The following is a 26,610-nucleotide window of genomic DNA, read 5'->3' on the forward strand; positions in this document are numbered from 1 at the left end:
CGATGCCCACGCCCAACTCCCCGCTCAAGATCGGCACCCGCGGCTCTCCGCTGGCGCTGGCGCAGGCCTTCGAGACCCGTGAACGGCTGATGGCCGCCTTCTCGCTGCCCGAGGAAGCCTTCGAGATCTGCATCATCAAGACGACCGGCGACGACCGCGCGATGATCGCCGCGGACCGGCCGCTGAAGGAGATCGGGAACAAGGGCCTCTTCACCAAGGAAATCGAAGAGGCGCTGATCGCGGGCCGCATCGACATCGCCGTGCACTCGATGAAGGACATGCCGACGGAACAGCCCGAAGGCCTGATCCTCGACTGCTATCTCCCGCGCGAGGACCCGCGCGACGCCTTCATCTGCCACGATCACGGCTCGATCCACAATCTGCCGATGGGCGCCGTTGTGGGCTCCTCCTCGCTCCGCCGCCGTGCGCAGCTGCTCCACCGCCGCCCCGACCTGAGCGTGGTGGAGTTCCGCGGCAACCTCCAGACCCGGCTGAAGAAGCTCTCGGACGGTGTGGCCACAGCCACCTTCCTCGCCTGCGCCGGTCTGAACCGGATGAAGATCCCCGGCGTGCCGATGTTCCCCATCGCCGAAGAGGACATGCTGCCTGCCATCGCGCAGGGCGCCATCGGCATCGAACGCCGCATCGACGATCCCACCACGCAAGAGATGCTGGCCGCCATCCACGACCACGACACCGGCCTGCGGCTTGCGGCGGAACGCGCCTTCCTCGCCCAGCTCGACGGTTCGTGCGAGACGCCGATTGCCGGGCTGGCCGAACTCGACGGCGAGAACCTGAGGCTCCGTGGCGAGATCCTGAAACCGGACGGCTCGATCTCCCACGCAGGCGAGATCAGCGGCCCGGTGGCCGACGGCGCGACCCTCGGCCGGGCCCTCGCCGACGACCTTCTGGCCCGCGCGGGCGACGGCTTCTTCGACTGGCATTGACGCCCCTCTGACCGCGCGCCTCTCGCACAGAGGTGATATGCCGGGCCCCGCTTCCGTGTTACGCTGAGTTCGGAAGCGCCCGCGGTCGAGGCCGGCGCAAAGATCGACCTCTTCCACCGGCGGGCGCCACGCCGGGAGGAGATCGACATGACCCAAACCATCGGAAATCCCGCAAGCTGGCTCGCCGGCGCCTTCGGACGCGCCTCGCACCACGCGGTCGAAAGTTCGCGCCGCATGGGCGGCATCGCCCATCTCGCAGCCCCCCGAACGCGCAGGCTGCGCATGGGCGATATCGGCGACGCCCTCCGCGCCGGATGGGCGGATTTCAAGGCCTGCCGGACGGACGTGATGTTCCTCGTCCTCATCTACCCGGTGATCGGGCTGGTGCTGATGGCCATGGGGTTCGACCGCAACCTGATCCCGCTGATCTTCCCGCTGATGGCCGGCTTCGCCATCCTCGGCCCGGTCGCCGCCGTCGGCGTCTACGAGATCAGCCGCCGCCGCGAACGTGGCGAGGACACCGGCCTCTTCGCCGCGCTCAAGGTGGTCCAGCGCCCGCGTTTCAGCGCGGTGGTGATGCTGGGCCTCTACCTCTGCGCGTTGTTCATCGGCTGGATGCTGATCGCCGCGGGCCTGCACAGCGCCCTGCTGGGCGACGCCCCCGCCTCCCTCTCAGCCTTCGCGGATCAGGTCTTCGGCACGGCCGCGGGCTGGACGATGATCGTCGTGGGCTGCGGCCTGGGGTTCGCCATCGCGCTCGCGGTGCTCGCCATATCGCTGGTGTCCTTCCCCCTGCTGATCGACCGGCCCGTGGGCCTGCCCGTCGCAGTCTCCACCTCGATCCAGGTCACGCGCGAGAATCCGAAGGTCGTCCTGACATGGGGCGCGGTGATCGCCGCCGGGCTGATCCTCGGCAGCCTGCCCATGCTGATCGGCCTCGTGGTGGTGCTGCCGGTGCTGGGCCACGCCACGTGGCACCTCTACCGGCGCGCGATCCACTGAAGGCGGCAGGGGCCGGGTCGCCCCCGGCCCGCCACCCGCCGGCTCAGCCGACCTTCAGCACGATCTTCCCGATATGGCCGGAGCTTTCCATCCGGGTATGCGCCTGCGCGGCGTCGTCCAGGGCGAACTCCGAATCCATCACCGGCGCGATCTTGCCCGCATCCAGAAGCGGCCAGACCTTCGCCTTCAGCTCATCCGCGATGCGCGCCTTGGCCAGGTCGCTCTGCGGACGCAGCGTGCTGCCGGTGATCGTCAGCCGCTTCACCATGACCATGGCGAAGTTCAGTTCCACCTGCGGCCCCTGCAGAAAGGCGATCTGGACCAGCCGCCCGTCCTCCGCCAGCGTCTTCACGTTGCGCGGTATGTAGTCGCCGCCCACCATGTCGAGGATCAGGTTCGCGCCGCCTTCGTCCTTCATGACCTTGACGAAATCCTCGTCGCGGTAATTGATCGCCCGCTCTGCCCCCAGCGCCTCGCAGGCGGCGCATTTCTCCACCGACCCGGCGGTGGCAAAGACCCGCGCCCCGAAATGCTTTGCCAGCTGGATCGCGGTCGTGCCGATCCCGGACGACCCGCCGTGGATCAGGAACCGCTCCCCCGCCTGCAGGCCGCCGCGCATGAAGACGTTGGACCAGACGGTGTAGAAGGTCTCCGGCAGGCAGGCTGCCTCCTTCATGCCCATGCCCTCCGGCACCGGCAGGCAATGCGCGGCGGGCGTCGCCACGTATTCCGCGTAACCGCCCCCGGGCAAAAGCGCGCAGACCATGTCGCCCACCGCGGGCCAGTCCACGCCCGCCCCCACGGCCACCACCTCGCCCGAGGCCTCAAGCCCCGGCAGGTCGGACGCGCCCGGCGGCGGCGCGTAGCTGCCTGCCCGCTGCAGCGCGTCGGGGCGGTTCACCCCGGCATAGGCCACCTTCAGGACGACCTGCCCGGCCTTCGGCTCCGGCACGGGCCGCGTGCAGGGCTTCAGCACCTCCGGCCCCCCGGCCCCGGTTATCTCGATCGCGCGCATGTCGGCCATGGGGCCCTCCCTGTTGTCTCGTCCGGCAACGCTATCAGCGCACCGGCCCCGGGCAACACCCCGAGATCAGCCGCGGGTGGTCCAGCCCCCCGGCAAATCGTCGCGCTTCGGCGCCTTCACCATGTCGAGGATCCGCGCCGGACCGGCGGCCAGCGCGCTCAGCACCTTGCTGTCCCGCACGCCCGCCTTCATCTTCTCGATCCGCATCACGTCCTCGATCCTCCGGTCGAGGAAGGCCCAGGTCGCCTCGTGCCCCGGCGAATCGTCGCCCAGCCAGAACAGCACGGTCGAGGAATAGACCCCCGACAGCGTCGCCCGCTTGGTGTACCAGTTCACGTCCTCCGAGGTGTCGCCCAACGCCCGCCAGATCGCATCCGCCGTGCCCCAGATCAGCTTCGCGCCCTCGGCGGCATACATCGGCAGCGCAAAGAGCGTGGTGCCCCGCCGCACCGCCTCCCGGTCCTCCGCCGCCTCGATCCGCGCCCGCACGGCAAAGGCCACCTTGTCGCGGAACCGCATGCCTTCCATGTCGGCCGCCTCGATCCGCTCCAGCATCAGCGCGTCGCCCCGCCGGTGATAGGCCGCGGCCAGGTCCACGGCGCCGCGCGGGAACAGCGCCCGCGCCACCGTGCGGTCGACCTCCGCATCCTGCACCGCCGCGCGGAACGTGGTCTCCGACCAGCCGTCGAAGGGCACGTGTGTCAGGGCTGCATCCAGCAACCGGTCAGCGGTATCGGGCATGGGACCTCTCCTCTTGCATCGCGCATCAGGGTAGACAAATAGTCCGCCCCTTGCTATAGGGCCGCTTCCTGCAAAACTTCCTTGCAACTCCAGACTTAGAAAGGTGGTGAAAACCACATGCAGGTCAGTGTTCGTGACAACAATGTCGATCAGGCGCTCCGCGCCCTGAAGAAAAAGCTGCAGCGCGAAGGCGTGTTCCGCGAAATGAAGCTCAAGCAGCATTTCGAGAAGCCGTCCGAGAAGAAGGCCCGTGAAAAGGCCGAGGCTATCCGCCGCGCCCGCAAGCTGGCTCGTAAAAAGGCCCAGCGCGAAGGTCTCCTCTGAGGCTCAGCCGTTCTTCGGCACTGAACAAACGATCGACCCCCGGGGCACCCGCCTTCGGGGGTTTTTCATGTGCTCAAGCCGCCAGCCCCCTTGAACTGGCCCCAGCCACAGGCGGGCGAGCCCACACCTGCCGCGCCGCCGGCGCCCCCCCAAACGCCCTCCTCCTTCATCTTGGCAAGAAATACCTCGGGGTGAGGCCGCAGGCCGAGGGGCGGAGCCCCTCCCCTGTCCCGCAAAGGAAAAGGGCCGGCACGAAGCCGGCCCAGTATGGCATGTCAGCGGAGGGCAGGGCGTCCACCGCCCACCCGGGATCAGCTAGGCCCGATCATGAAGCAGTTCACCTGCCGCGCCTGCAGCCGCTTGCAGGCCAGTTCGGCGGTGTCCCGCGTCAGCCCCATGAAGTTCGCGTCGAACCCGCGGTTGCCCTGCACCACCTTGCGCAGCGATCCGTCCAGCGTCGCGGTCTCCGCGAGGGCAGTCTTCAGCAGGATCTTCTCGGCGGCGTAGCGGCTCGGGAAGCGGCCGACGTTGATGCCCCAGTGCCGGGCGTCGTTGGTGGACAGCCGCGTGACGACCTCCGCCTCGCGCGCGGGCGTCGGCGTGTCGCGCAGCGCGGCGCTGGCCAGCGTCACGCCCTGCGGCCTGCGGATCGGCTTGGCCGAGGCCGAAGGCGCCACAGCCGAGGCCGCGACCACGGCGGACCCGACCGGCGCCGCGGCGGCGGCGGACGACGTGGCCTGCACTTCCTTCAGCACCGTCTCGATCTCGTCCTCGAGCTGCGCAACCAGCGGCGCGACCTCGCCCGCGGGCACCGCCGGGGCCACAGATCCCGCCCGCGCCAGCGGACGCAGGCTGCGCGAAACGGCGGCGCTGGCCACGCGGATCGACTTCGCCCGCGTGCCCGGTGCCGGATCGGAGGTATTGGCGACCACGATGCCCGCAGTCCCCGCGCCACGGCCCAGGTAGGGCGGCTTGCCGGGTGCCGCAAAGGCCACGCGGCTCGGCGATTCGCGGAAACCGAGGTCCAGCAGCTCCGCCACCTTGGCGTTGCGCGACGCGGTCGACTGGCCGCCGAACACCGTGGCGATCACTCGCTCCTGCCCGCGCTCGGCCGAGGCGACAAGGTTGAAGCCCGCCGCCCGGGTGTAGCCGGTCTTGATGCCGTCGGCGCCCTTGTAGCTCTGCAGCAGGCGGCGGTTGGTGTGCGACACGGTGCGCACGCCCGCATCCGCCGTCACGCGCGAGAACAGGTTGTAGTACTCCGGGTAGTCGTAGATCACGTGCCGCCCGAGGATGGACATGTCACGCGCGGTGGACAGGTGCCCCTCCGCCGTCAGCCCGTGGGCGTTCTTGAACGTGGTCCGGGTCATGCCCATCGCCTGCGCGGTGCGGTTCATCCGGCGGGCAAAGGCCGCCTCCGACCCTTCCACCGCCTCGCCGATCGCGGTGGCCGCGTCGTTGGCCGACTTCACCGCCGCCGCACGCACGAGGTAGCGCAGCTTGATCTTCTGCCCCTCGCGCAGGCCCAGCTTCGACGGCGGTTCCGCCGCCGCGTTCTTCGACACGGTGACGAGCGTGTCCATCGTCAGCTCGCCGTTCTGCACCGCCTCGAAGGCAATATAGAGTGTCATCATCTTGGTCAGCGACGCCGGGTGAAGCCGGGTGTCCGCGTTCTGTGCGTGCAGCACCTTGCCGGTGCGCGCGTCCATGACCATGGCTGCGTAGGGCGCGGCTTTCACTGCCATCGGCAGCAGAGCCACCAGCCAAACGAATGTGAGTAAACGGAGGCCTGTCCGGCCCCACTTCCTGCGACGTCCCGTCACCTGTTCCGCCTTTCTGCCTCTTTCCCCCCGATGTTTCGGTGGGGTTTGTCCTGGTACCATTCTGCGGGCACCATGGTTAAACAAATGCTAACACGGAAAGGGCTTGTGGAAAAGCCTGCAGTGCATTGATTTGCATCACATTTTCCGGGCAGGTGTTACCAACATCTTGGGGGTTGTCCGCACAACCCCAACTATTGAGGCCATTGTGTCCGGAATAAGGCAAATTGTGGCGAAAATGGGGCAGCCAAACCCGGGCTACAACCGGACCGCCGCGGGACTCACCCGGCCATGAACCGCGCCGCCACCGGACCGCTCATCCAGGCCACCTGTCCCCCCGCCACGGTCGCCACGATTCGCCGGCTCTCGCGCTCCATGACCAGCAGGTCGGCCCGCTTGCCCGGCAGGATCGCCCCCCGGTCCTCCAGCCCCAGCAACCGCGCGGGCCCGTCGGAGACCAGCCGCCACGCCGCCGCCTCGTCCAGAAGCCCCAGCTCGACACAGCGCCAGGCCGCCCGCGCGGGCGAGGGGTAGTGATAGTCGGACGCGAGCGCGTCGCACAGCCCTTCGGCGATCACCTCCTGCGCCGCGACATTGCCCGCGTGCGAGGCGCCCCGCACCACGTTCGGCGCGCCCAGCACCACCTTGTCGCCGCCGTCGCGCGCCGCCTGTGCCGCCTCCAGCGTCTCCGGGAATTCCGAGATCCGGACGCCGCGCGCCCGCCACCCGGCCCGCTGTGCCGCCGTCCGGTCGTCGTGGCTGCCCATCGCCACGCCCCGCGCCGCCAGCCGCGCGCACAAACCGTCCATGGCCGCAGGCACATCCGCCGCCGCCGCGTGCAGGCCCATCATGAGCGCGAAATGCGCCTCCGGGTTACGGCCCGATTTCAGCGCCTGCCCGGTCAGCCGCGGCGGCTTGCGTCCCTCCGCCAGCCGGTCGTGCGGCAGGTGGTCGTTCATCACCACGTAGCCGATGCCCCAGCGGTCCACCGCCGCCTCCGCCCGCGCGAAACTGTCCAGGTAATGCGTCTCCAGCCGCAACTGCAGCCGCAGGTCCACCGGCACCGTCCCCGCCACCGCCGCGACGGAGGCAAAGACCTCCTCCGCGAACTCCGGCCCGCGCATCCCGCCCTCCCAGGACCAGAACTGCGCCAGCATCGCCGTGGTGATCCCGCAGGCCGCAAGCTCTGCCGCAACGGCCACCATGCCCGCGTCCCGTTCCCGCAGGGCCCCGCGCCGCGGCGCCATGTGCCGCTCGAACCCGTCGCCATGGGCGTCCACGATCCCCGGCAGCACGTCGTACCCCGACAGGTCCACGCGCCGTCCCACAGGCACGTCGGCGATCACGCCGCCTGCCATCGAAACGGCGCCGCTGTCCCATCCGGCGGGCGTCATCACGCGCGCGCCCGTCCATGTCATCCCGAGGCTCATGGCGCTGGCATAGCCGGGAGAGGGCGCATAGAAAAGGCACCATGACCTCCCCTCGCCTCGCCTGCCGCGCCATCATCATGCACGACGACCGCCTGCTCCTGGTGAACGCCTGGCCGGGCCGGACCTCGACGCTCTGGTGCGCGCCGGGCGGCGGCGTCGAATGCGGCGCCTCCCTGCCCGACAACCTCGCCCGCGAGGTGCACGAGGAAACCGGCCTGACCGTCGACGTGGGGGCCCCCTGCCTGGTGAACGAATACCACGACCCCGACACCGGCTTTCACCAGGTGGAGGTCTTCTTCCGCTGCACCGTCACCGCGGGCCAGATCACCGACGACTGGCAGGACCCCGAGGGAATCGTCCACACCCGGCGCTTCTTCACGCGCGCCGAACTCGCTGACTTGCACATGAAGCCCGACAGCCTCCGCACCCTGCCCTGGCAGGACGGGCTGACCTACGATCCGCTGGAACTCCTCGCGAAATAGCGCGGCCCAAGGACCGACAGCGCCACACCGCCCAGGATCACCGCCGAGGCCATGAGGAACGTCACCGTCAGCGGTTCGCCCAGCAGCAGCACGCCCCCCAGCGCCGCGATCATCGGCACCGTCAGCTGTGCCACAGCCGCCACCGCCCCGTCGAGCCGCGGCAGGACCGCGTACCAGAGGGCGTAACCCATGCCCGACGTCACCGCCCCCGACAGCACCGCCAGCGCGATCCCGCCTCCGGTCATCGGGCCCGGATCGACCCCCATGGGCAACAGCGCCAGCGGCGCCGCGATCACGAAATTCGCCGCCGTGGACCCCAGCGCATCCGCAGCCTTCCGCCCGGCCAGCGAATAGACGCCCCAGCCCACGCCCGCGGCCACCATGCTCATGACCGCCCAAAGCCCGCCGGACGCCCCGCCGGACGGCCAGGCCAGCCACATGAGCCCGGCAAAGGCCAGTCCCGCCCCGACCCAGCGCAGAAGCGGCGGCCGCTCCCCGCCCAGAAGGCTGCCCGCAAACATCGTCACCTGCACCATGCCGAACAGGATCAGCGCCCCCAGCCCGGACGGCAGGTCGACGTAAGCCGATGAAAACCCGAAGATATAAGCCAGGAGCCCCAGCACCCCCGCAACCCGGCCCGCGCCGCCCAGCCGCAGCCCGCCGCGCAGCGCGAAGGCCAGAACCGCCAGCATCGCGGCCCCGGCCCACAGGCGGATCACCCCGAAGGCCACCGGCTCGATCAGCCCGGCACCGACGGCAGCACGGTTCAGCACGGAATTGGCCGCAAAGGCGACCATCACCACCCCGACCCACGCAAACAGCCTCATGCCGCCCCCTTCATCTTGGCGAAAATACCTCGGGGTCCGGGGCAGAGCCCCGGCGGATCGCCCGGCGCACGCCGGGCGAGACCCCTCATGCTACCAGCTTCTCCGCCCGCTTCAGATCGACGGAGACAAGCTGCGACACGCCCTGCTCCTGCATGGTTACGCCGAACAGCCGGTCCATGCGCGCCATCGTCACCGCGTGGTGGGTGATGATCAGGAACCGCGTGTCGGTGCGGCGGCACATCTCGTCCAGCATGTCGCAGAACCGCGTGACGTTGGCGTCGTCCAGCGGCGCGTCCACCTCGTCCAGCACGCAGATCGGCGAGGGGTTGGCCAGGAACACCGCAAAGATCAGCGCGAGGCAGGTCAGCGTCTGCTCGCCCCCCGACATCAGCGACAGCGTCGACAGCTTCTTGCCCGGCGGCTGGCACATGATCTCCAGCCCCGCCTCCAGCGGATCGTCCGATTCCACCATGACGAGGTTCGCCTCGCCGCCGCCGAACAGGTGCTTGAACAGCATCGAGAAGTTGGAGTTCACCTGCTCGAAGGCCGTCAGCAGCCGCTCGCGCCCTTCGCGGTTCAGCGAGGCGATGCCGGTGCGCAGCGTCTTCACCGCCTCCTCCAGGTCGGACTTCTCCTTCACCAGGCCGTCGTGCTCCGCCTCGACCTCGCGGGCGTCCTCCTCGGCGCGCAGGTTGACCGCGCCAAGCGCGTCGCGTGCGCGCTTCAGCCGCGCCACCTCGATCTCGATCTTCTCCGCGTCGGGCATCTCGTCCGGGTCGGCGTCCAGCGCCTCCAGCAGGGCCTGCGGCGTGGTTTCCATGACCTCCTCGATGCGCAGGGCCGCGGCCTGCACGCCCTCGCGCGCCGCTTCCGCACGGGCCTCGCAACCGGCGCGGGCCTCGCGGGCTTCGCCGGCGCGGCGCTCCGCCTCGCGTTCCGCCGTCACCGCGTCGCGCAGCAGGGTCTCCGCATCGGCCAGCCGGTCCTGCGCCAGGCCGCGCCGCTCCTCGGCGGCGGCGATCCCCTCCGACAGTTCCTCGCGCTGCACCGACAGCGCCTCCGGCACCTCGGCGGCCTCGTACAGCTCCTGCTCGGTCTCGTCGCGCCGCTCCGCCAGTTCGCGGGCGCGGACCGTGGCGGTCTCCAGCCGGTGCCGCCAGCCCGACAGTTCCTGCGTCACCCGTTGTGCGCGCCCCTTGCGGGCCTCGCCCTCGCGGCGCAGCTCGTCGGCGGCGGACCGGCGGGCCATCATCGTCATCCGCGCCGCCTCCACCGTCATCTTGACGTCCTCGGCCTGCCCGCGCACCTCGTCGAGATCGTCGAGCCCCTCCAGCGCGCGCTCCGCTTCCTTCAGTTGCGCCCGGGCCGCGCCCGCCTCGTCCTCGAACCGCTTCACCGCCAGCGCGGCGCTTTCCAGCTTGCCCTCGGCCATGTCGCGATCGGCCTCGGCACGGGACAGGGCGCGGGTCGCCTCCGTCACCTGCTGGTCGGCCTCGCGCCGGGCCACGCGGGCCTCCTTGTCGGCGCGGGTCAGCTCCGCCAGCCGGGCCACCAGCGCGTCATGCGCCGCCCGGCATCCGTCCAGATGCGCAGAGGCTTCCGCCATCTCCTGCTTCAGCGCCTCGAGCCGGTTGAGCTGTTCCAGCCGCAGCGCCGCGGCAGAGGGCTGATCCTCCGCCCAGGCGCGGTAACCGTCCCAGCGCCAGAGGTCGCCTTCGACTGACACCAGCCGCTGCCCCGGCTTCAGAAGCTGCTGCAACCGCGCGCCGTCCTCCGCCTCCACGAGGCCGATCTGCGACAGCCGCCGTTCCAGCACATCCGGCACCGACACGTGCTGCGCCAGAGAGGTCACGCCCGGCGGCAGGGGCTGCGTCACGTCGTAGGCGGGCAGCACCAGCCAGCCCGACGGCCCGTCCTCTCCCACTTCCGGAGCACGCAGGTCGTCGGCCAGCGCCGCGCCCAGGGCCTTCTCGAAGCCCTGCTGCACCTGCAGCCGGTCGAGGATCTGGCCGCCCTCCGCCGTGTCCCGCTCCAGCAGGCGCGCCAGCGCCGTCACCTCGGCGCGCAGCGCGTTCATCACGCCCTCCGCCTCGGACCGTTCGCCGCGGGCCTCCGCCTCGCGCGACTGGCACTCTGCCCGCGCGGTCTCCGAATCGGTCAGCAGGGTCTCCGCCCGCTCCGCCATGGCGGTCGCATCCATCTGGCGGCCGCGCGCATTCTCCGCCGCCTCGCGGGCCGATGCCAGCCGCCCCTTCGCCTCCGCGACGGAGGCATGGGCCTTCTCAGCCTCCGCCTCGCCGCGCGCCACGGTGCGCTGGCAATCGGCAAGGTAGCGCTGCGCCGATTGGTGCCGTGCCGCCAGACGGGCCACGTCCTCCGTCATCTGCGACAGGTCGGCCTCGCGAGCCTGCAACACGTCCGACGCCTCATGCGCCGCCGCCTGCGCCTCCGCCAGCTTTTCGTCGTGGCCCTCTCCGGCCTTTTCCAGCTCGCGCGCTTCCCACTCCAGCCGTTCGATCGTCTCGCCGGCATCGCGGTTCAGCGTCTCCTCGCGGGCCATGTCTTGGTCGAGCTGGGCAATCCGCTTCTTCAGCGTCTCGATCCGCTCCGCTGCCTGCCGCTCCTGATCGGACAGCGAATCGCGCTGCACCAGCAACCGCTGCAGGATGGCAGAGGCGATGGCGTCCTCCTCGCGCAGCGGCGGCAGGGCCTCTTCCGCGGTGCCGCGCCGGGCCTCCGCCTCGCGCGCCTCGCGCTCTGCGGCCAGGGCCGCGGCGACCATGGCGCGCAGCGCCTCTTCCGCCTGCGCGCGGGTCAGGTCCGCCTCCTTCCAACGGCGATACAGCAGCATCCCCTCGGTCTGGCGCAGTTCCTCGCCGATGGCGCGGTAGCGCGCCGCCTGCTTGGCCTGCCGCGCAAGCTGCGCCAGTTGCCCGGCCAGCTGCTCCACCACGTCGTCGACGCGCAGCAGGTTGGCCTCTGTGCTCTTCAGCTTCAGTTCCGCCTCGTGGCGCCGCTGGTAGAGGCCGCCGATCCCCGCCGCGTCCTCCAGCACCTTCCGCCGGTTCGCGGGCCGCGCGTTGATCAGTTCCGAAATCTGCCCCTGCCGCACCAGCGCCGGAGAGGTCGCCCCGGTCGCGGCATCGGCGAACAGCATCTGCACGTCGCGCGCCCGGGTGTCCTTGCCATTGACCTTGTAGGCCGACCCCACGTCCCGCGTGATCCGCCGCACCACCTCAAGCTGGTCGGTGTCGTTGAACCCGGCGGGCGCCAGCCGGTCGCCGTTGTCGATGGTCAGCGCCACCTCGGCAAAGTTGCGGGCAGGCCGGGACGAGGCCCCGGCAAAGATCACGTCTTCCATGCCGCCGCCGCGCATCGCCTTGGCGCGCGTCTCGCCCATCACCCAGCGCAGCGCCTCCAGCAGGTTCGACTTGCCACAGCCGTTCGGCCCCACGACACCCGTCAGCCCGGACGAGATGATGAGGTCGGTCGGATCGACGAAGCTCTTGAAGCCGGTGAGTCGCAGACGGGAAAAGTGCACGGGCAGGTCCTCCTGAGACGTGCAGTCTGCCTGTCCCCACCCCCGAGAGTCAATCTGGAGGCGCCCGATATGGCGGGGCTGCGATCAACTTTCCACAAGATATAGCACGTTACGTCAGGTCTTGTGGCACTCCATTTCAAAGCTGTTTCCGATGCCCGTGAACAGCTCGCAATACATGGTGTGGCGGCGTTTCGGCAGCTTCGGCGGGGTACGCCCGGGGCAGGCCATGCCCACGACCATCATCGCCGGATCGCCCATCACCCACTCGGCCCGGCAGCCCGTCCAAAGCTGCGCGGCGATGCCCGCCTTGGGCGCCACGGCCTGGAATCGGGGAAGAACCTCGGGATTGGTGCGAATCGCCTCCACCAGATCGCCGCGCCGCCGGAGCGTGAAATGCGCGCCGTCCTGTTCCCGGATCGCCTTCTCCGCCCCGGAGAACCCCGGCCCCGCCGCGTCACACGCAGCGAGGCCGAGGATGAGAGAAACCACGGGTAACGTCCGCATGGATACAGTATCGCTCACCTTCCTTACCGTTAGGTTAACCCGTCCGGACAATCCGCGCTTTCATGCTTTACATTCCAAGTTCAGAATGTATATTACATTCCAATATCGGAATTTGTTTAGTCACGGAGGCCGACATGGCACAGACTCATCGTCCCGCCGACAGCTACTCGCCCGTCTACTTCCTCGCGTCGCTTGGCGCGGGCGGGATCGCTGTCACCTTCTTCATGTTCCTGATGTTCTGGGTGCCCCACAAGGGCCAGCCCGTCCCGATCTTCGAAGACATCATGGCCGCATGGTCCACCGGCAGCCCGTGGATGCAGACCGGGATCGCCGTGGCGCTGGCCGGGATCGCGTTCTTCGCGTTCCTCAACATCCGCTCGCTGATCTGGAACCTCTCCGCCGACAGCGCCTTCAAGCGGACGGAGGGCTACGCCAGCCTCAAGGCCTCGAACGCCGAGACCACGCTGCTTGCCATGCCGCTCGCGCTGGCGATGACGGTGAACGTCGGCTTCATCCTCGGCCTCGTCTTCGTGCCCGGCCTCTGGGGCGTGGTGGAATACCTCTTCCCGCTCGCTATGGTCGCCTTCGGCCTGATCGCCGTCATGGCCTTCCGGCTGATCGGTGACTTCCTCGGCCGGGTGCTGTCGAAGGGCGGCGTCTTCGACGTGACCGCGCACAACTCCTTTGCGCAGCTCACCCCGGCCTTCGCGCTTGCCATGATCGCCGTGGGCTTCTCTGCCCCCGCCGCGATGAGCACGAACGCCCTGACCGTCGGCACCGCGCTGGTGATCTCCACCCTGCTCGGCACCATCGCGATCCTCTACACGGTGCTCGCCGCCACGACCGCCTTCGCCTCCATGCTGCAGCACGGCACGGCGCGCGAGGCGGGCCCGACGCTGATGATCGTCGTGCCCATCGTCACGGTGCTGGGCATCATGTTCGTCCGCCAGGACCACGGGCTGCACACCACCTTCGAGGGCCACACCACCGCCGGTGAAACCATGGTCTTCCTTGCCCGGCTGCTCGCCATCCAGGTGGCCTTCCTCGGCCTCGGCGCGGTCGTCCTGAAGGCGCAGGGCTACTTCTCCGACTTCGTGACGGGGCCAAAGACCTCGCCCGGGTCCTACGCGCTGGTCTGCCCGTTCGTGGCCTTCTCGGTGATGATGCACTTCTTCATCAACAAGGGGCTTGTCGCGGCGCAGGTGATCGACAAGTTCGGCACCGGGTACTGGAGCCTGACCGCCATCGCCATCGCCTTCCAGGTGGTCGCCATCGCGCTGGTCCTGCGCCTGAACCGCCAGCACTTCGCCCGGACGCAGATCGCTGCCGTCCCGGCCGAGTGACCCACCTGCCGGAAACGATGAAGCCGGGGCCATGCGCCCCGGCTTTGCCGTCCGTACCGGAACCGCCAGCCCTCAGAACGTGACGTCGACCCCGGGCAGCTTCAGCGCCTTGATCAGTTCCCGCAGCTCCTGCCGCGCCGCCACGTTCGAGATGTTGAGCTGCTTGACGCCCACGTCCTTCAGATCCAGCAGCGTCAGCCCGCGCGGAAACAGTTCGCGGAACACCACGCGTTCGGAAAAGCCCGGCGCAACGCGGAAACCGATCCGCTTCGACAGCCGCTCCAGCGCGCGCTCGATCTTCATCTTGTTGACCATCTGCTGCGCGCCCAGCCGGTTGCGCAGCACCACCCAGTCGATCGGCGGCAGACCGGCCTGCGCGCGCACCTGCCGCGCCGACCAGACCATCTCGGAATAGACCGAAGGGCCGAGGATCTTGTCGCCGTCCGCGTCGATCCGGGCCAGCAGGTCGAAGTCGATGAAACTGTCGTTCAGCGGGGTCACCAGCGTATCCGCCAGCGAATGCGCCACCTGCGCCAGCCGGGTGTGCGAACCGGGGCAGTCGATGACGATGAAATCGCAGGCCGCATCCAGCCCGGCCACCGCCTCGCTCAGCTTCTCCTCGTTCGCCGCCTCGTTGACCGTCAGCCCGTCCTTGTCCGCGTCGGGCAGTTGCGTGTGCCCCGGAGAGGGCAGCGTCAGGTCCGACTTCTGCAGAAAGGCCGTCCGGTTGTCGAGGTAGCGGCCCAGACTGCGCTGCCGCAGGTCGAGGTCAAGCGTCTCTACCCGATGGCCGAGGCGCGCGAGCGCCGTCGCCAGATGCATCGAGACGGTGGATTTCCCCGCACCGCCTTTTTCGTTCCCGACCACGATGATGTGTGCCACGCCCGAACCCCCAAAATCTTACCACATGTTTGCCTGTGGTTTGGTATCCCCAACAGTATCTTGTAGAGACCGTCAAGGAAAGATGAACCCGTGCACGGCGAAAGCAGGCCGCGGCGCGCGGGCCACAAGGCAGGGCGGGCGCAACGCCGCCCCACGAACGGAAAGACCCGGCGCCATGGCCGGGTCCTTGCCTTAAACCTTGCGAAGGCTCAGTGCAGCTTGGCACCGACTTCCGTGATGGAGGAGTCGATCATCTGCTTGGCTTTCGCCGCATCCGTCTGCTCTGCCACCACTTCGCGCGCGGCTGCGATGGCCACGGTGGCCGCCGTGTCGCGCACTTCCTTCACCGCAGCAGCCTCTGCCGACGCGATCTGCGATTCGGCGGCGGCCAGGCGGCGCTTGATCGACTCGGCGATCTTGGCTTTCGCCTCCTCGGCGGCCAGCTCGGCCTCCTGGCGGGCATGGGCCACGATCCGGTCGGCCTGGTCCTGCACGTCGCGCTGCTTGCGCTCGTAGCTGGCCAGAAGGGTCTGCGCTTCCTCGCGGATGCGCCGTGCCTCGTCCAGCTCGGACTGGATGTCCTCTGCCCGCTTGTCCAGCAACTTGCCCAGCATGTTCGGCACGTTGAAGTACACGAGCACCACGAGGAACAGCAGGAACGCCAGCAGCACGATGAAGTTCGTGTTGTGCAGCGAGAAGAACGGACCCGTTGCGGCATGCGCCGGGGCCGCGGCCAGCAGGGCGAGGGGAAGAACGATCTTTTTCATGTCCCTTACCCCTTCAGCTGATTGTCGACGGCGGCCGCGATGCGGCTTTCGTCAGCGGACATGCCCAACGCCGCCACGATGGCCTGCGCGGTGTCCTTTGCGACGACCTCGACGTGCTGCATTGCGCTGGCGCGGATCTCGGCAATCGCCTTCTCCGACTCTGCGGCTTTCGCGGCGATCTCCGCGTCGGCCTTCGCAATGGAAACGTCGAGCTCTTCCTTGATCTCGTCGCGCGTCTTCTGCGCGATGGTCTGGGCCTCGGCCCGGGCATCCGCCAGCGCCTTCTCGTAGGCCTTCTCGGCCTCCTCGGCCTTGGACTTGAGGTCCTCGGCAGCGGCGATGTCGTTGGTAATGGTGCCCTGGCGTTCGGCCAGGACGGACGCGATCCGCGGCAGGGCGACACGCGCCAGGATGAAATAGATCACCACCAGCGTGATGATGAGCCAGAAGACCTGGTTGCCGATCCACTCGCCGCACAGCTGCGGCATGCCGATCGCGCTGCCGTTTGCGTCGACGCAGGCGCCCGCAAGCTCTTCCGTGATGGGTTCTGTCGCCATGTCGTTCTCCGTCGGAACTTGTCTCTACATCGGGCGGTCCGTCAAACGGCGAACCGCCCGCGCGTAAGGATCGTTAAGTTCCGTGGATCAGACGGCGAACATCAGCAGCAGCGAAACGAGGAAGGCGAAGATGCCCAGCGCTTCCGCGAATGCGATGCCGATGAAGAGGGTGGCGGTCTGCGAAGCAGCTGCCGACGGGTTGCGCAGGGCGCCTGCCAGGAAGTTGCCTGCCACGTTGCCCACACCGATTGCGGCTGCGCCGGAACCGATAGCTGCGAGACCTGCGCCGATGAACTGAAGACCTTCCATGTCCTATCTCCTTACGATTGGAAGTTGTATGTTCGGGTGTGTCGGGGGCGGGCGCCGGGGCGCCCAGCCGTCAGTGATGCGGATGCAGCGCGTCCTTGAGGTACACGCACGTCAGGATCGTGAAGACGTAGGCCTGGATGAAGGCCACGAGGATTTCCAGACCGTACATCGCGGTGATCGCCAGGACCGAGATCGGCGAGACGGCGGCAATGGCCGCAAAGCCCGCGAAGACCTTGATCACGGCGTGGCCCGCCATCAGGTTGCCTGCAAGACGGATGGAGTGGCTGACCGGGCGCACGAAGTACGAGATCAGCTCGATCAGCGCCAGCACCGGGCGCAGCGCCAGCGGCGCGGCCGAAACCCAGAACAGCGACAGGAAGCCCACGCCGTTCTTGATGAAGCCAAGGATCGTCACGGTCAGGAACACGGCCAGCGCCAGAACCACCGTCACGGCAAAGTGCGACGTGGTGGTGAACGACATCGGGATCAGCCCGAGGAAGTTGGCGAAGACGATGAACAGGAACAGCGTCATGATGTAGGGGAAGTACTTCAGGCCGTCCTTGCCGGTCACGTCCTCGACCATCTTGTAGACGAAGCCGTAGGCCAGTTCGGCGACCGACTGGGAGCGCGACGGCACGATGGCCCGGCGCGAGGTGCCCACGACCATCAGCAGCACGATGGCGACGATCGACAGGAACAGCCAGAGCGTCACGTTGGTGATGGTGAACATGCCGACATCGCCATGGCCGAACAGCGGCTTCACGATGAACTGGTCCATCGGGTGGAAGACGAGGCTGCTGCCCTCGGCTGCGCCGTGGGCTGCCTCGGCTGCCTGTTCTGCACCTTGCGTTTCAGCTGCCATCTCTGTTCCCCTCGTTCGCACCCGACCGGGCGCCCTTGTCTGCTTCGGGCGCGTCCGCCCCGTTGTGTCCCGGCGTGACCGCCATCTGTGTCGCCTGCACCTCGGCCGCCGTCCTCAGCATCACCTTGATGCCCGCGACGATGCCCAGGAGGGCGAAGATGACCATCAGGAAAGGCGCGGTGCCCAGCACCATGTCGAACCCGTAGCCAAGGCCGAACCCGATCCCGAGTCCCGCCACCATTTCCGTCACCATCCGCCAGGCGATGTTGGCCTGGCTGTAGTGTTCTTCCTGATGTTTCTTCTCGAGCTTCCGCCCGGCCTTGAAGGCCGCCAGCTTCGCATCCAGGTCGTTCAGCTGCCGCTTTGGATCGGGCGCGCTCATGCTCGGGTCGGTTCCATCAGTGTCGCGCTAGGGATTAGGTGCAGGGACGGCCTGAGTCAATGTCCGGTTAAGCCCCGGAATTCGGCCCGCAGGTATCTGAAATCATTAATAATTTCCAAGGACCGGTCGGGACGGCACAGGATGCCGCACCTCCGTTAGCGCCCCAAGACGGCCAAAACCCATATTCAACCCATCAGTTGACAATGCACGGAACCGGGCCTGCGCCCCGCTCCTCCGGGCCCTGGGCCGTGCGATCAGGTGTCGATCCCCGGCCCCTCGTCGAACCGCCAGGGCGCGCCCTCCGCGATCACCCAGTCGCGGAACTGCCGCACCGCGCGCCGCCGCGCCGCCTGCGGCTCGGTCAGGATCATGTAGGACCCGCCCCAGAGCGGCACGTCCCAGGCCCTTTGCAGATCGCCCCGCGCCACGTGGACCTCCGCCACCTCGGCACTGACCAGCATCACCCCCTGCCCCGCGACGGCGGCGGGCAGCGCCAGATCGGCCAGCAGGCGCCACTCCGGCGGTTCCAGCCCGCCCGGATCGACACCGGCGGCGATGAACCAGTCGCGCCACGGATCGCCGCGCCGGTCCTGCAATCGCGGCAGCCGCAGCAGGTCCGACGCATCGGCGATCCCGGCGCAGACCTCGGGCCGGGCAAAGGGATACATCGGCGCGTTGCTGACCAGCGACGCGGGCACATCCGGCACGGTGCGCACCACGGAGCGGATGGCGACATCCGCCTCGAAGCCGGTCAGGTTCGCCAGCGCATAAGAGGCGGTGATCCGCGGCTCGACACCCGGAAAGGCCGCATGGAACCGCCCCAGCCGCGGCAGAAGCCAGTGCGCCGCGATGGTCGGTTCGCAGGAAACGGTGACGACGCCCGGTGCCCGCCCGGTGAGCGTCTCGGTCGCCTCTGCCAGCACGTCGAAGGCCGGGGAGACCTGCCGGAGGTAGGCCCGCCCCTCCGGCGACAGCTCCACCCCGCGCGCCGCGTCACGGAACAGGTTGACACCCAGCCGCAGCTCCAGCCCGCGCACGTGGCGGCTGATGGAGGAGTGGCTGACCCCAAGTTCCGCCGCGGCGGCGCTGAAGCTGCCATGCCGCCCGGCCGCCTCGAAGGCGCGCAGGGCATTCAGCGGAGGCAGGCTGCGGGGCATGGCGTCATGTGCGTTTTCCGCACAGGCTCTGTCAAGCAACTCGCGTTGATCGGACCCGCCATGAGCGGGATATTGAGGGAAACCCACGTCATTCGGACACTCAGACATGCACAAGAACCGCACAGCTCCGCTGGCGCGGGTCTGGGCCGCCTGCCGCGCGCTCACCCGCGTCCTTGCCTCTTCTTCAACTCAGGTGGATCCCGTCAACGGGCTGCCGACCGGCCTCAGCGACCATCACCTGCGCGACATCGGCCTGTCGCGTCAGCAGATCTATCTTTACCGGCAGCGGGAGGCGACACCGCCGCGCTTTTGAAATCCCGGGAAAGCATGTATCGCGGGAAACATGACCGCCCGTCTCGACGCCACCTTCGCGGCCCTCGCCGATCCGACCCGCCGCCGCATCCTCGCGATGCTGCTGGAGGACGACATGGCCGTGACCGATGTGGCCGAACCTTTCGAGATGTCGCTGGCCGCGATCTCCAAGCACCTCACCGTGCTGACCAACGCCGGGCTCATAAGCCAGGAAAAGCGCGGCCGCCTGAAGTGGTGCAAGCTGGAACCCGACGCCCTGCGCGAGGCGACGGTCTGGATGCAGGGCTTCGGCCTGTTCGAGCCGGTCAACCTCGACGCCTTCGAGCGTTTCCTGGAAATGGAACTCGCGCCCCGCGGCGACATCCCCGACGGCCCGCAGAACCCCGACGCGGCCTGAACAGCGCCCGACGGGCATCCCGAAGACAGGCGCAGACCCGCCCCGGTCGTGCCCGATCCTGCCCCGGTTGCGGCGGGACCGCAACGCGGGCCGGGGCGCGTCTGCCGAGGCTTTGGACGCGGGCGGAGGCGACGGGTTGAGGGGCCAGCCCCTCAAACTCCCCGAGGTATTTGCGCCAAGATGAAGGGGAAGCGCATCAGCTGCGGTGGGCGTCCTCGTCCTTCAGCAGGAGGAGCAGCGAGATCACGGTGAGCGCCACGCCGGGCAGCACCGCTGCCGCGGGCGCGCCCTGTCCGAGCGCCAGTTGCCAGAGGATCACGCAGGACGGCACGAGGTAGGTGTAGGCCATGACCTTGGCCGAGGGCAGGCGCAGGGTGGCGAAGCGCATGATCAGGAAGGTCACGCCGGTCGCCATCAGCGCGGTGTAGAGGATCACCCACCAGACCACAGCCGGCAGCGCGGCCCAGTCGGTCGCCAGGATGTCCGGCGCCGCCCAGAGGCCGAGGATCACCGCACCCGCCGTGAGGATCGCCGCGGTGAAGGCCAGCGCCGGTTCGCCGCGGTTCAGCCGGCGCAGCAGCGGCGAGTAGAGCGCGTGGCCGATGCAGCCCCAGAAGTAGACCTGCTCGCCGCGGCCGATCTCGAACCGGGCCAGCGCCGAGGGGTCGCCCCGGAAGATCACCCAGAGCGCACCCGCGCCGCCGACGGCGATGGCCAGCGCCATGCGCGCGGTGGTCGCCTGCCGCACCACCAGCCAGCCGAAGACCGCGGTCAGCGCCGGGTTGAGGGTGAAGACCGCCGCCATGCTGACCGGCTCCGCCGTCTTCAGCCCTTCGAACATCGTCACGAAGTAGAGCGCGAAAAGCCCCGCCAGCGCGAAGTAGCGCCAGGGGGCGCGGAAGACGCGGGCCTCCGCCTGCCCCGCGCCCAGCGCCAGCGCCCACATGACCGCCGCCGCCACGGCGAAGCGCACCGCGGTCAGCACCGCCGGGTCGATGTGCGGGCCGACCATCGCCCCGAACGGAAAGCTCAGGGCGACGATCATCGCGAATCCCAGCATGGCGAGGTGGCCCTTGCCGGCCTCGCCCAGCCGCCCCTCCGCCGCGCCCGTCCCGTTCAGCACTCCGTTTCAGCCCCGACAAAGGCCTTCAGGTGGGCAAGGAAGGCCTGCACTTTCGCGGTGCGGTGCAGGTCGACATGGGTCACCAGCCACAGCGGCGAGGCCCAGTCTTCCTGCGGGCCCATCACCAGTTCGAGGTCGGGGTTGTTCTTTGCCTCGCGCGTCGGCAGGAAGCCCAGCCCGGCGCCCGCCAGCAGCGCCTGCTGCACCACGCGGCTGTCCTCCGACCGGAAGACCACGCGTTCGGTGTAGGGCACCTGCGCCTGCAGCCAGCGGTAGAAGGGCGCGCGGTTCTCCGGATCGTCGTGGCCGACGAAATCGTGGTTCACGAGGTCGGCTGCGCCGGAGGGGCGGCCGCGCCGGGCGATGTAGTCCTTGTGGCCGTAAAGCCCGATGGACTGGCGCGCAAAGGCCTGCACCACGTTGTCGGGCTCCTGCGGCGCGTTGCCCGCGCGCAGCGCCACATGCGCCTCGCCGTATTCCAGCCGGAACAGCCGGTCGCCGGTCAGGAAGCGGACCACCACCTCCGGGTGCGCCTCGCGGAAGGAGGTCAGCGCCGGAACCATCAGCGGCGCAAAGGCCACAAGCGAGGTCACCAGCAACTCGCCCGACACGTCGGAGCCGCGGCCGCGGATGCGTCCTTCGAGCTGCTGGAACTGGTCGGCGGTGGTCTGTGCCACCCGCAGCAGGTCGGTGCCGGCCTCCGTGGCGGTGTAGCCGCGGGCGTGGCGCTGGAACAGCTTGACGCCCAGCCGCCCCTCGAGCGCGTCGATATGGCGGATCACCGTGGCGTGGTGCACGCCCAGAACCTCGGCCGCACCGCTGACGGTGCCCAGGCGCGCCACCTGGAAGGCGGTTCTGATCTCATCCCAATTGTCCATGTCTCACCATGTGCATCTGCAAACATATTCTGTCCATTTCCTCCGATTGCGTTCACGGATGCAAGAACCAAAATGAACGGCAGAGTTCACAAACCGGATATCGAACAGGAAAACCGAATGACACATACCTTGCTGCGCATCGACGCCTCTGCCCGCCACGAGAATTCCACCACCCGGACGCTGGCCGACCGCGTGGCGGAGCGCCTGCAACCGGCGAAGACCGTCACCCGCGACCTGAGCCAGGAGGTCATCCCGCAGCTCGACGCGGGCTGGCTGCACGCCATGTCGACCCAGACCGACGCCCGCAGCCCCGAGCAGCACGACCGGCTGGCCCTGTCCGACCGGCTCATCGCCGAGGTGCAGGAGGCCGACACCCTGCTGATCGCCATGCCGATCTACAACTTCAACGTGCCCGCCAGCCTGAAGGCCTGGTTCGACATGGTCGCCCGCGCCGGCATCACCTTCCGCTACACCGAGAAGGGCCCCCAAGGCCTGCTCGAGGGCAAGCGCGTGATCCTCGTGGTCGCCACCGGCGGGACCGAGGTCGGCAGCCCCATCGACTTTGCCACCCCCTGGGTGCGCCACATGCTGAACTTCATGGGGATCACCGACATCCAGGTGGTTCGCTCGGACCTGCAGAACCTCGACGCTGAAGCCTCTAAGGCGCGCGCCGAAGCCGACCTCGCCGAACTGGCGGCCTGACCGCCGACCGGACTTGCCGCGTCCTGCCGTCCGGCGGGACCCACCGGGGAGGGCAGTGCCCTCCCCGGACCCGTTCCGGGGTACGCGTCAGATGCCAGGCATCAGTGGCTCCTGTTTCACATCGCGGCCCCGGAGAGCGGCGCTTCGTCGGAAGGCCAAGGCCGGGGCCACGCGATCATTCGTGCAAGATTCAGCGAACGGCAGGATCGGGCCCGGACTGTCAATATGCCGCTCCTCCATCGCCTTTCAGGACTTTGAACAAAGCCATCACGTGCTCTTCGCCGTAGCCGGCTTTGATTGCCTTGTCGAAAAGTGTGCCAATGTGGTTCGGAAACCCGGCATCAATGCCTACGTCCATGGCTTGCCGCTTCAATAATTCCAGCGATGCCTGCCAAACGGACAACGTGGCCGTTCTTTGATCGTAAGTGCCGTCTCGTATCGTTCCGACATGATGCTGAATGCGTTCATTGTCAGGAAACATCGAAATGAACTTCTGCAGGTCTATTCCCTCTGCCTGGCATATGTTCGAAGCGTGCAGCATTCCCAAGAACTCGCCGAAGCGGATCGACAGCCATGCCAGGTCAAGCACGGATACGGCTGCAATGTCGTCGCCGAGATGCGCTATCTTCCCGCCCTGATGGCCCAGAAGGTTTTCAACCTGCCTGTAGCTGTCAGAGGGTCCGGAAATCAGGATGTTTCCGTCCTTCGTTCCCAGATACTGGGGGCCACAGTGAATGGCACCGTAGAGAAAGTCGGCGTTTCTTTCAGCCAGCCATTTCTGGTCTTCCCTTACCTGTTTTGGCAGGCTGGTGCTGAGTTGAATTATCGTTCGACCATCGAGCAGCCGCCCGACTTGGCTGTGTCCAAAGAGAGTAAGAACTGATTTAGGATCGTCTACACAGATGATTAAGACCGGGCTTGCAACAATCGCGTCTGAAATCGTTTGAGCGACGACGACATTCTCGGGCTCCAGCGCCTCTGCTTTCCTGATCGTGCGGTTCCAGACGGTTATGGAAACTCCGGCTCTCTGGTAAGCTCTGGCAAGCGCCAATCCCATCAGCCCAAGCCCGAAGATTGTGACTTCGCTCACTTCCCACTCTCCCGACCAAATGCGTGACGAGTGCGTAGACACTATGTCAAAACAGCAAGTTGACCAAGGTCCGGTTTGGGTCAGAAAGGCTTGGCATCCGGGCCGGAAGTGCCTGGTACGGCACCTTGGCAACATTCAGAGAGTGCGACACCAAGAGCCGGAAATGCACGCCATTCGGCAGCAAGTCCGCCGGGATGAAGGGAACCCATGCGCCTCAAGGCGCAACCCGGCCCTGCACGGAGGCCGGGCGCAGGAGGCCGCGGACCTCGGGCGACCGGGGGTCGAGGTCGGCAAAGTCCAGCGCCGCCTCCGCCGTGCGGAACACACCGATGGGATAGGGCGCGTCGGGATTGACGCGCGACCGGTAGAGGCGCGACACGCCGTAGGCCACGTCGCCCGGCGCGTAGATCGACGTCCGGGACCGGGGATCGCGGGTCTGGTAGTAGGGCCGCAGCCTTTCGGCCAGGGCACGCATCTCGACGAAGAAGTTGTCGGGAAAGCGGCAATGGGCCAGGTCCATCAGCACGTTCTGCAGACCGTCGAAGTCCGGGTGCTGCTGGTAGTCGAGGAAGGCCTCGATGTTTTCCTCGGACCGCACCAGCCCGTGGAACAGCACGAGCACGATGTTGAGATCCGGGTGAACGGTGTAGTCGACTGGCATGGCGTCAATCGCGCCTCCTCGCGGCGCCCGGGCCCCCTCGGGCCATCTGCGCGGCGGGTTTTCGGATCAGCGGCCGCGCACGCTTTCCTGAACGATTTGTTGTGGGTTCAACGATGAAAGGCCGGTGCGGGTTGCACACGTGCGGGATTTTTCCGCAGGCGGCGCCCGTTGCCCCTCCCCTCTTGCGCGGGCCTCTGCGCCCTCTCAGCCGGGTCGAAGACCTCCTGCGCGCGCCAGTTCGCCGGGTCGATCCCGAGGTGTCCCAGCGCCCCGGCCGCGTCGCGGAAGATGGTGATCGGGTAGCCCGCTCCGGGGGCGGCCAGCGTCGCATAGGCCGTGGCGATGCGGAACGACCGGTCGTCGGGCGCAAGAAGCGCGCTGCGGGTCGGCGCGCTGTGGGCGCGGTAATAGGGACGGCAGAGGTCGATCAGCAGCTGCACCTCCTTCACGGAGGTCAGCCAGCCGCCGCTCAGGTCCATGGACATGCGGTACTCCGGATCGAAGTCCGGCCCCAGCGCGTATTCGATCGACACATGGGCCAGTTCCTCCGGGTCGACCCGGCCGTCCCACGCAAAGCGCACCAGCTTGAGCTTGTCGAAAACCCGGTAACCGACCATGGTCATCCCCCTCCGGATGGGGAATGTTACCACAGATCGCCTGCCTTTCCAGAACATAGATCATTGACTCCGGGCGCGTGATGCGGCATGGACCAGCCACTTCCGGAAGTCCGCAGAGTCTTCCGGTCCCATGGGCATGGCCCGGGATCGACCTCCGTCAGCGCGTTGCGCCCACGGGGGCATTTCCGCATTGCCCCATGGCACAGGCGCCCCTGGCGCCACGGAAGACGGCGCCCCCGGCGCCATGGAACTCACCGGCGCCCCGGCGCCACAGGATTTGCGAAGCCGGTCGCCGCCCCCTACCTCTCAGGCGACCACCAGAGACATAGAGAAAGGCCAAGGGCCCATGTTCGAAAATCTCTCCGAACGCCTCGGCGGCGTCTTCGACCGGCTGACCAAGCAGGGCGCGCTCTCCGAGGACGACGTGAAAACCGCCCTGCGCGAGGTGCGCGTCGCCCTGCTTGAGGCGGACGTGTCGCTGCCCGTGGCGCGCCAGTTCGTCAAGGCGGTAGAGAAGAAGGCCACCGGCGCCTCCGTCACCAAGTCGGTGACCCCCGGCCAGCAGGTCGTCAAGATCGTCCACGACGAGCTGATCGCCACGCTGGCGGGCGAAGGCGAACCCGGCAAGCTGAAGATCGACAACCCGCCCGCGCCGATCCTGATGGTCGGCCTGCAGGGCGGCGGCAAGACGACGACCACCGCCAAGCTGGCGAAACGCCTGAAGGAGCGCGACGGCAAGAAGGTCCTGATGGCCTCGCTCGACGTGAACCGCCCCGCCGCGATGGAACAGCTCGCCATCCTCGGCACGCAGATCGGAGTCGACACCCTGCCCATCGTCAAGGGCGAGGACCCGGTCGCCATCGCAAAGCGTGCCAAGACGCAGGCTGGCCTCGGCGGCTACGATGTCTACCTGCTCGACACCGCAGGCCGCCTGTCCATCGACGAAGAGTTGATGCGCCAGGTGGAAGCGGTCCGCGACGTCGCCAACCCGCGCGAGACGCTCCTGGTGGTCGACGGCCTGACCGGCCAGGACGCCGTGCACACGGCTGAAAACTTCGACAACCGCGTCGGCATCACCGGCGTCGTCCTCACCCGGATGGACGGCGACGGCCGCGGCGGTGCGGCGCTCTCGATGCGCGCGATCACTGGCAAGCCGATCAAGTTCGTCGGCCTCGGCGAAAAGATGGACGCCCTCGAAACCTTCGAGCCCGAGCGCATCGCGGGCCGCATCCTCGGCATGGGCGACATCGTGGCCCTGGTCGAGAAGGCGCAGCAGACGCTGGAGGCCGAGCAGGCCGAGCGCATGATGAAGCGCTTCCAGAAGGGTCAGTTCAACATGAACGACCTGCGGATGCAGCTCGAGCAGATGATCAAGATGGGCGGCGTCGCCGGCATGATGGAAATGATGCCGGGCATGGGCAAGATGGCCAAGCAGGTCGACAGCGCCGACATGGACGACAAGATGATCAAGCGCCAGATCGCCCTGATCAACTCCATGACCAAGATGGAGCGCGCCAATCCCCAGATCCTTCAGGCCTCGCGCAAGAAGCGGATCGCGGCGGGCGCCGGCATGGAGGTCTCGGACCTCAACAAGCTGCTGAAGATGCAGCGCCAGATGTCCGACATGATGAAGAAGATGGGCAAGATGGGCAAAGGCGGGATGCTGAAGCAGGCCATGCGCGGCATGTTCGGCAAGGGCGGCATGCCGCCGGGCATGGACCCCTCGCAGATGGACCCGAAGGCACTGGAAGCGGCGGCCAAGCAGATGAGCGCCCGCGGCGGCATGCCCGGCCTGCCCGGTGCGGGCAGCGGCAGCGCCCTGCCCCCCGGCCTCTCCGGCTTCGGCAAGAAGAAGTAACCCTCCCGAAAGGACAGCCCCCGCGCTTCGCGCCGCCCGGACCAGATCCGGACCAGAAGCACACCGCCTGA

At 68.0% G+C, this 26,610-nt stretch carries 28 protein-coding genes; 9 read left to right on the forward strand and 19 right to left on the reverse strand.

Annotated elements, in window-relative coordinates:
• Nucleotides 1–2: 2 nt before the first annotated feature.
• Both hemC and CDO87_RS08640 read left to right on the forward strand, forming a co-directional pair.
• Nucleotides 3–947: a hydroxymethylbilane synthase gene (gene hemC, locus CDO87_RS08635; protein ID WP_198521886.1), complete on the forward strand. Its 945-nt coding sequence runs from the start codon at nucleotides 3–5 to the stop codon at nucleotides 945–947.
• Nucleotides 948–1,094: 147 nt separating this feature from the next.
• Nucleotides 1,095–1,949, forward strand: coding sequence for a DUF2189 domain-containing protein (locus CDO87_RS08640; protein ID WP_100928401.1), 855 nt, complete (start codon nucleotides 1,095–1,097; stop codon nucleotides 1,947–1,949).
• 43 nt (nucleotides 1,950–1,992) lie between these two features.
• Here the strand turns inward: CDO87_RS08640 and CDO87_RS08645 are convergent, their stop codons facing one another.
• Nucleotides 1,993–2,973: an NAD(P)H-quinone oxidoreductase gene (locus CDO87_RS08645; RefSeq protein WP_100928402.1), complete on the reverse strand. Its 981-nt coding sequence runs from the start codon at nucleotides 2,971–2,973 to the stop codon at nucleotides 1,993–1,995.
• 66 nt (nucleotides 2,974–3,039) lie between these two features.
• Nucleotides 3,040–3,714 (reverse strand): COQ9 family protein, encoded by a 675-nt coding sequence (locus CDO87_RS08650; RefSeq protein WP_100928403.1) that lies wholly within the window; start codon nucleotides 3,712–3,714, stop codon nucleotides 3,040–3,042.
• Nucleotides 3,715–3,831: 117 nt separating this feature from the next.
• On the opposite strand from CDO87_RS08650, the gene rpsU reads away from it, so the two are divergent.
• Nucleotides 3,832–4,038, forward strand: a complete 207-nt coding sequence (gene rpsU, locus CDO87_RS08655; protein ID WP_005614280.1) for a 30S ribosomal protein S21 — start codon at nucleotides 3,832–3,834, stop codon at nucleotides 4,036–4,038.
• A 311-nt stretch (nucleotides 4,039–4,349) separates the two neighbouring features.
• Here the strand turns inward: rpsU and CDO87_RS08660 are convergent, their stop codons facing one another.
• Nucleotides 4,350–5,783 (reverse strand): D-alanyl-D-alanine carboxypeptidase family protein, encoded by a 1,434-nt coding sequence (locus CDO87_RS08660; RefSeq protein ID WP_254698390.1) that lies wholly within the window; start codon nucleotides 5,781–5,783, stop codon nucleotides 4,350–4,352.
• Between the two features lie 356 nt (nucleotides 5,784–6,139).
• Nucleotides 6,140–7,276 (reverse strand): alpha-D-ribose 1-methylphosphonate 5-triphosphate diphosphatase, encoded by a 1,137-nt coding sequence (locus tag CDO87_RS08665; RefSeq protein ID WP_404944746.1) that lies wholly within the window; start codon nucleotides 7,274–7,276, stop codon nucleotides 6,140–6,142.
• 53 nt (nucleotides 7,277–7,329) lie between these two features.
• Between CDO87_RS08665 and CDO87_RS08670 the strand changes: the two genes are divergently transcribed.
• Nucleotides 7,330–7,770, forward strand: coding sequence for an NUDIX hydrolase (locus CDO87_RS08670; RefSeq protein WP_100928406.1), 441 nt, complete (start codon nucleotides 7,330–7,332; stop codon nucleotides 7,768–7,770).
• Here CDO87_RS08670 and CDO87_RS08675 read toward each other — a convergent pair.
• The 3 genes from CDO87_RS08675 to CDO87_RS08685 all read right to left on the reverse strand — a co-directional run bounded on the left by CDO87_RS08675 (nucleotide 7,740) and on the right by CDO87_RS08685 (nucleotide 12,627).
• Nucleotides 7,740–8,597: a DMT family transporter gene (locus CDO87_RS08675; RefSeq protein WP_100928407.1), complete on the reverse strand. Its 858-nt coding sequence runs from the start codon at nucleotides 8,595–8,597 to the stop codon at nucleotides 7,740–7,742. The genes CDO87_RS08670 and CDO87_RS08675 overlap by 31 nt on opposite strands.
• Nucleotides 8,598–8,682: 85 nt before the next feature.
• Nucleotides 8,683–12,138, reverse strand: coding sequence for a chromosome segregation protein SMC (gene smc, locus CDO87_RS08680; RefSeq protein WP_100928408.1), 3,456 nt, complete (start codon nucleotides 12,136–12,138; stop codon nucleotides 8,683–8,685).
• A 114-nt stretch (nucleotides 12,139–12,252) separates the two neighbouring features.
• Nucleotides 12,253–12,627, reverse strand: coding sequence for a hypothetical protein (locus CDO87_RS08685; protein WP_157814946.1), 375 nt, complete (start codon nucleotides 12,625–12,627; stop codon nucleotides 12,253–12,255).
• Between the two features lie 149 nt (nucleotides 12,628–12,776).
• Here CDO87_RS08685 and CDO87_RS08690 point away from each other — a divergent pair, with 149 nt between their 5' ends.
• Nucleotides 12,777–13,985 (forward strand): TsoY family (seleno)protein, encoded by a 1,209-nt coding sequence (locus CDO87_RS08690; RefSeq protein ID WP_100928410.1) that lies wholly within the window; start codon nucleotides 12,777–12,779, stop codon nucleotides 13,983–13,985.
• 72 nt (nucleotides 13,986–14,057) lie between these two features.
• Here the strand turns inward: CDO87_RS08690 and CDO87_RS08695 are convergent, their stop codons facing one another.
• From CDO87_RS08695 to CDO87_RS08725, 7 genes are all read right to left on the reverse strand, one after another.
• Entirely contained in the window at nucleotides 14,058–14,867 is an 810-nt protein-coding gene (locus tag CDO87_RS08695; RefSeq protein WP_100928411.1) for a division plane positioning ATPase MipZ, read from the reverse strand.
• 209 nt (nucleotides 14,868–15,076) lie between these two features.
• Entirely contained in the window at nucleotides 15,077–15,634 is a 558-nt protein-coding gene (locus CDO87_RS08700) for a F0F1 ATP synthase subunit B (RefSeq protein ID WP_100928412.1), read from the reverse strand.
• A 5-nt stretch (nucleotides 15,635–15,639) separates the two neighbouring features.
• Nucleotides 15,640–16,191, reverse strand: coding sequence for a F0F1 ATP synthase subunit B' (locus tag CDO87_RS08705; RefSeq protein ID WP_100928413.1), 552 nt, complete (start codon nucleotides 16,189–16,191; stop codon nucleotides 15,640–15,642).
• 87 nt (nucleotides 16,192–16,278) lie between these two features.
• Complete coding sequence (locus CDO87_RS08710) at nucleotides 16,279–16,500, reverse strand: F0F1 ATP synthase subunit C (RefSeq protein ID WP_005862946.1); 222 nt, start codon at nucleotides 16,498–16,500, stop codon at nucleotides 16,279–16,281.
• A gap of 70 nt (nucleotides 16,501–16,570) precedes the next feature.
• Nucleotides 16,571–17,362 (reverse strand): F0F1 ATP synthase subunit A, encoded by a 792-nt coding sequence (locus CDO87_RS08715; RefSeq protein WP_100928414.1) that lies wholly within the window; start codon nucleotides 17,360–17,362, stop codon nucleotides 16,571–16,573.
• A complete protein-coding gene (locus CDO87_RS08720) occupies nucleotides 17,352–17,744 on the reverse strand; it encodes an AtpZ/AtpI family protein (protein ID WP_100928415.1) in 393 nt (130 codons plus the stop codon). Before CDO87_RS08720 ends, CDO87_RS08715 begins: the two co-directional genes overlap by 11 nt.
• Nucleotides 17,745–17,998: 254 nt before the next feature.
• The gene (locus CDO87_RS08725; protein WP_198521847.1) at nucleotides 17,999–18,901 is read right to left on the reverse strand and encodes a LysR substrate-binding domain-containing protein; all 903 of its coding nucleotides are present in this window, start codon (nucleotides 18,899–18,901) and stop codon (nucleotides 17,999–18,001) included.
• Between the two features lie 106 nt (nucleotides 18,902–19,007).
• On the opposite strand from CDO87_RS08725, the gene CDO87_RS08730 reads away from it, so the two are divergent.
• Together CDO87_RS08730 and CDO87_RS08735 are read left to right on the forward strand one after the other, a co-directional pair.
• On the forward strand, nucleotides 19,008–19,214 hold the full coding sequence (locus CDO87_RS08730; RefSeq protein WP_100928417.1) for a DUF1127 domain-containing protein: 207 nt from the start codon (nucleotides 19,008–19,010) through the stop codon (nucleotides 19,212–19,214).
• Between the two features lie 30 nt (nucleotides 19,215–19,244).
• Nucleotides 19,245–19,610 (forward strand): metalloregulator ArsR/SmtB family transcription factor, encoded by a 366-nt coding sequence (locus CDO87_RS08735; protein ID WP_100928418.1) that lies wholly within the window; start codon nucleotides 19,245–19,247, stop codon nucleotides 19,608–19,610.
• Nucleotides 19,611–19,806: 196 nt separating this feature from the next.
• On the opposite strand, the gene CDO87_RS08740 is transcribed toward CDO87_RS08735, so the two are convergent.
• Entirely contained in the window at nucleotides 19,807–20,733 is a 927-nt protein-coding gene (locus CDO87_RS08740) for a DMT family transporter (protein ID WP_308213929.1), read from the reverse strand.
• Complete coding sequence (locus CDO87_RS08745; protein WP_100928419.1) at nucleotides 20,727–21,611, reverse strand: LysR family transcriptional regulator; 885 nt, start codon at nucleotides 21,609–21,611, stop codon at nucleotides 20,727–20,729. Before CDO87_RS08745 ends, CDO87_RS08740 begins: the two co-directional genes overlap by 7 nt.
• 117 nt (nucleotides 21,612–21,728) lie before the next feature.
• Between CDO87_RS08745 and CDO87_RS08750 the strand changes: the two genes are divergently transcribed.
• Complete coding sequence (locus CDO87_RS08750) at nucleotides 21,729–22,313, forward strand: FMN-dependent NADH-azoreductase (protein ID WP_100928420.1); 585 nt, start codon at nucleotides 21,729–21,731, stop codon at nucleotides 22,311–22,313.
• Nucleotides 22,314–22,533: 220 nt separating this feature from the next.
• On the opposite strand, the gene CDO87_RS08755 is transcribed toward CDO87_RS08750, so the two are convergent.
• From CDO87_RS08755 to CDO87_RS08765, 3 genes are all read right to left on the reverse strand, one after another.
• Nucleotides 22,534–23,403 carry an NAD(P)-binding domain-containing protein gene (locus CDO87_RS08755; protein WP_157814947.1) on the reverse strand — a complete coding sequence of 290 codons (870 nt, stop codon included), beginning with the start codon at nucleotides 23,401–23,403 and terminating at the stop codon, nucleotides 22,534–22,536.
• A 214-nt stretch (nucleotides 23,404–23,617) separates the two neighbouring features.
• Nucleotides 23,618–24,064 carry a hypothetical protein gene (locus CDO87_RS08760; protein ID WP_100928422.1) on the reverse strand — a complete coding sequence of 149 codons (447 nt, stop codon included), beginning with the start codon at nucleotides 24,062–24,064 and terminating at the stop codon, nucleotides 23,618–23,620.
• Between the two features lie 107 nt (nucleotides 24,065–24,171).
• Nucleotides 24,172–24,681, reverse strand: coding sequence for a hypothetical protein (locus tag CDO87_RS08765; protein ID WP_198521848.1), 510 nt, complete (start codon nucleotides 24,679–24,681; stop codon nucleotides 24,172–24,174).
• A gap of 346 nt (nucleotides 24,682–25,027) precedes the next feature.
• On the opposite strand from CDO87_RS08765, the gene ffh reads away from it, so the two are divergent.
• A complete protein-coding gene (gene ffh, locus CDO87_RS08770) occupies nucleotides 25,028–26,539 on the forward strand; it encodes a signal recognition particle protein (RefSeq protein ID WP_100928424.1) in 1,512 nt (503 codons plus the stop codon).
• Nucleotides 26,540–26,610: the final 71 nt, after the last annotated feature.

The organism is Sagittula sp. P11, assembly GCF_002814095.1.
GTDB lineage: Bacteria > Pseudomonadota > Alphaproteobacteria > Rhodobacterales > Rhodobacteraceae > Sagittula.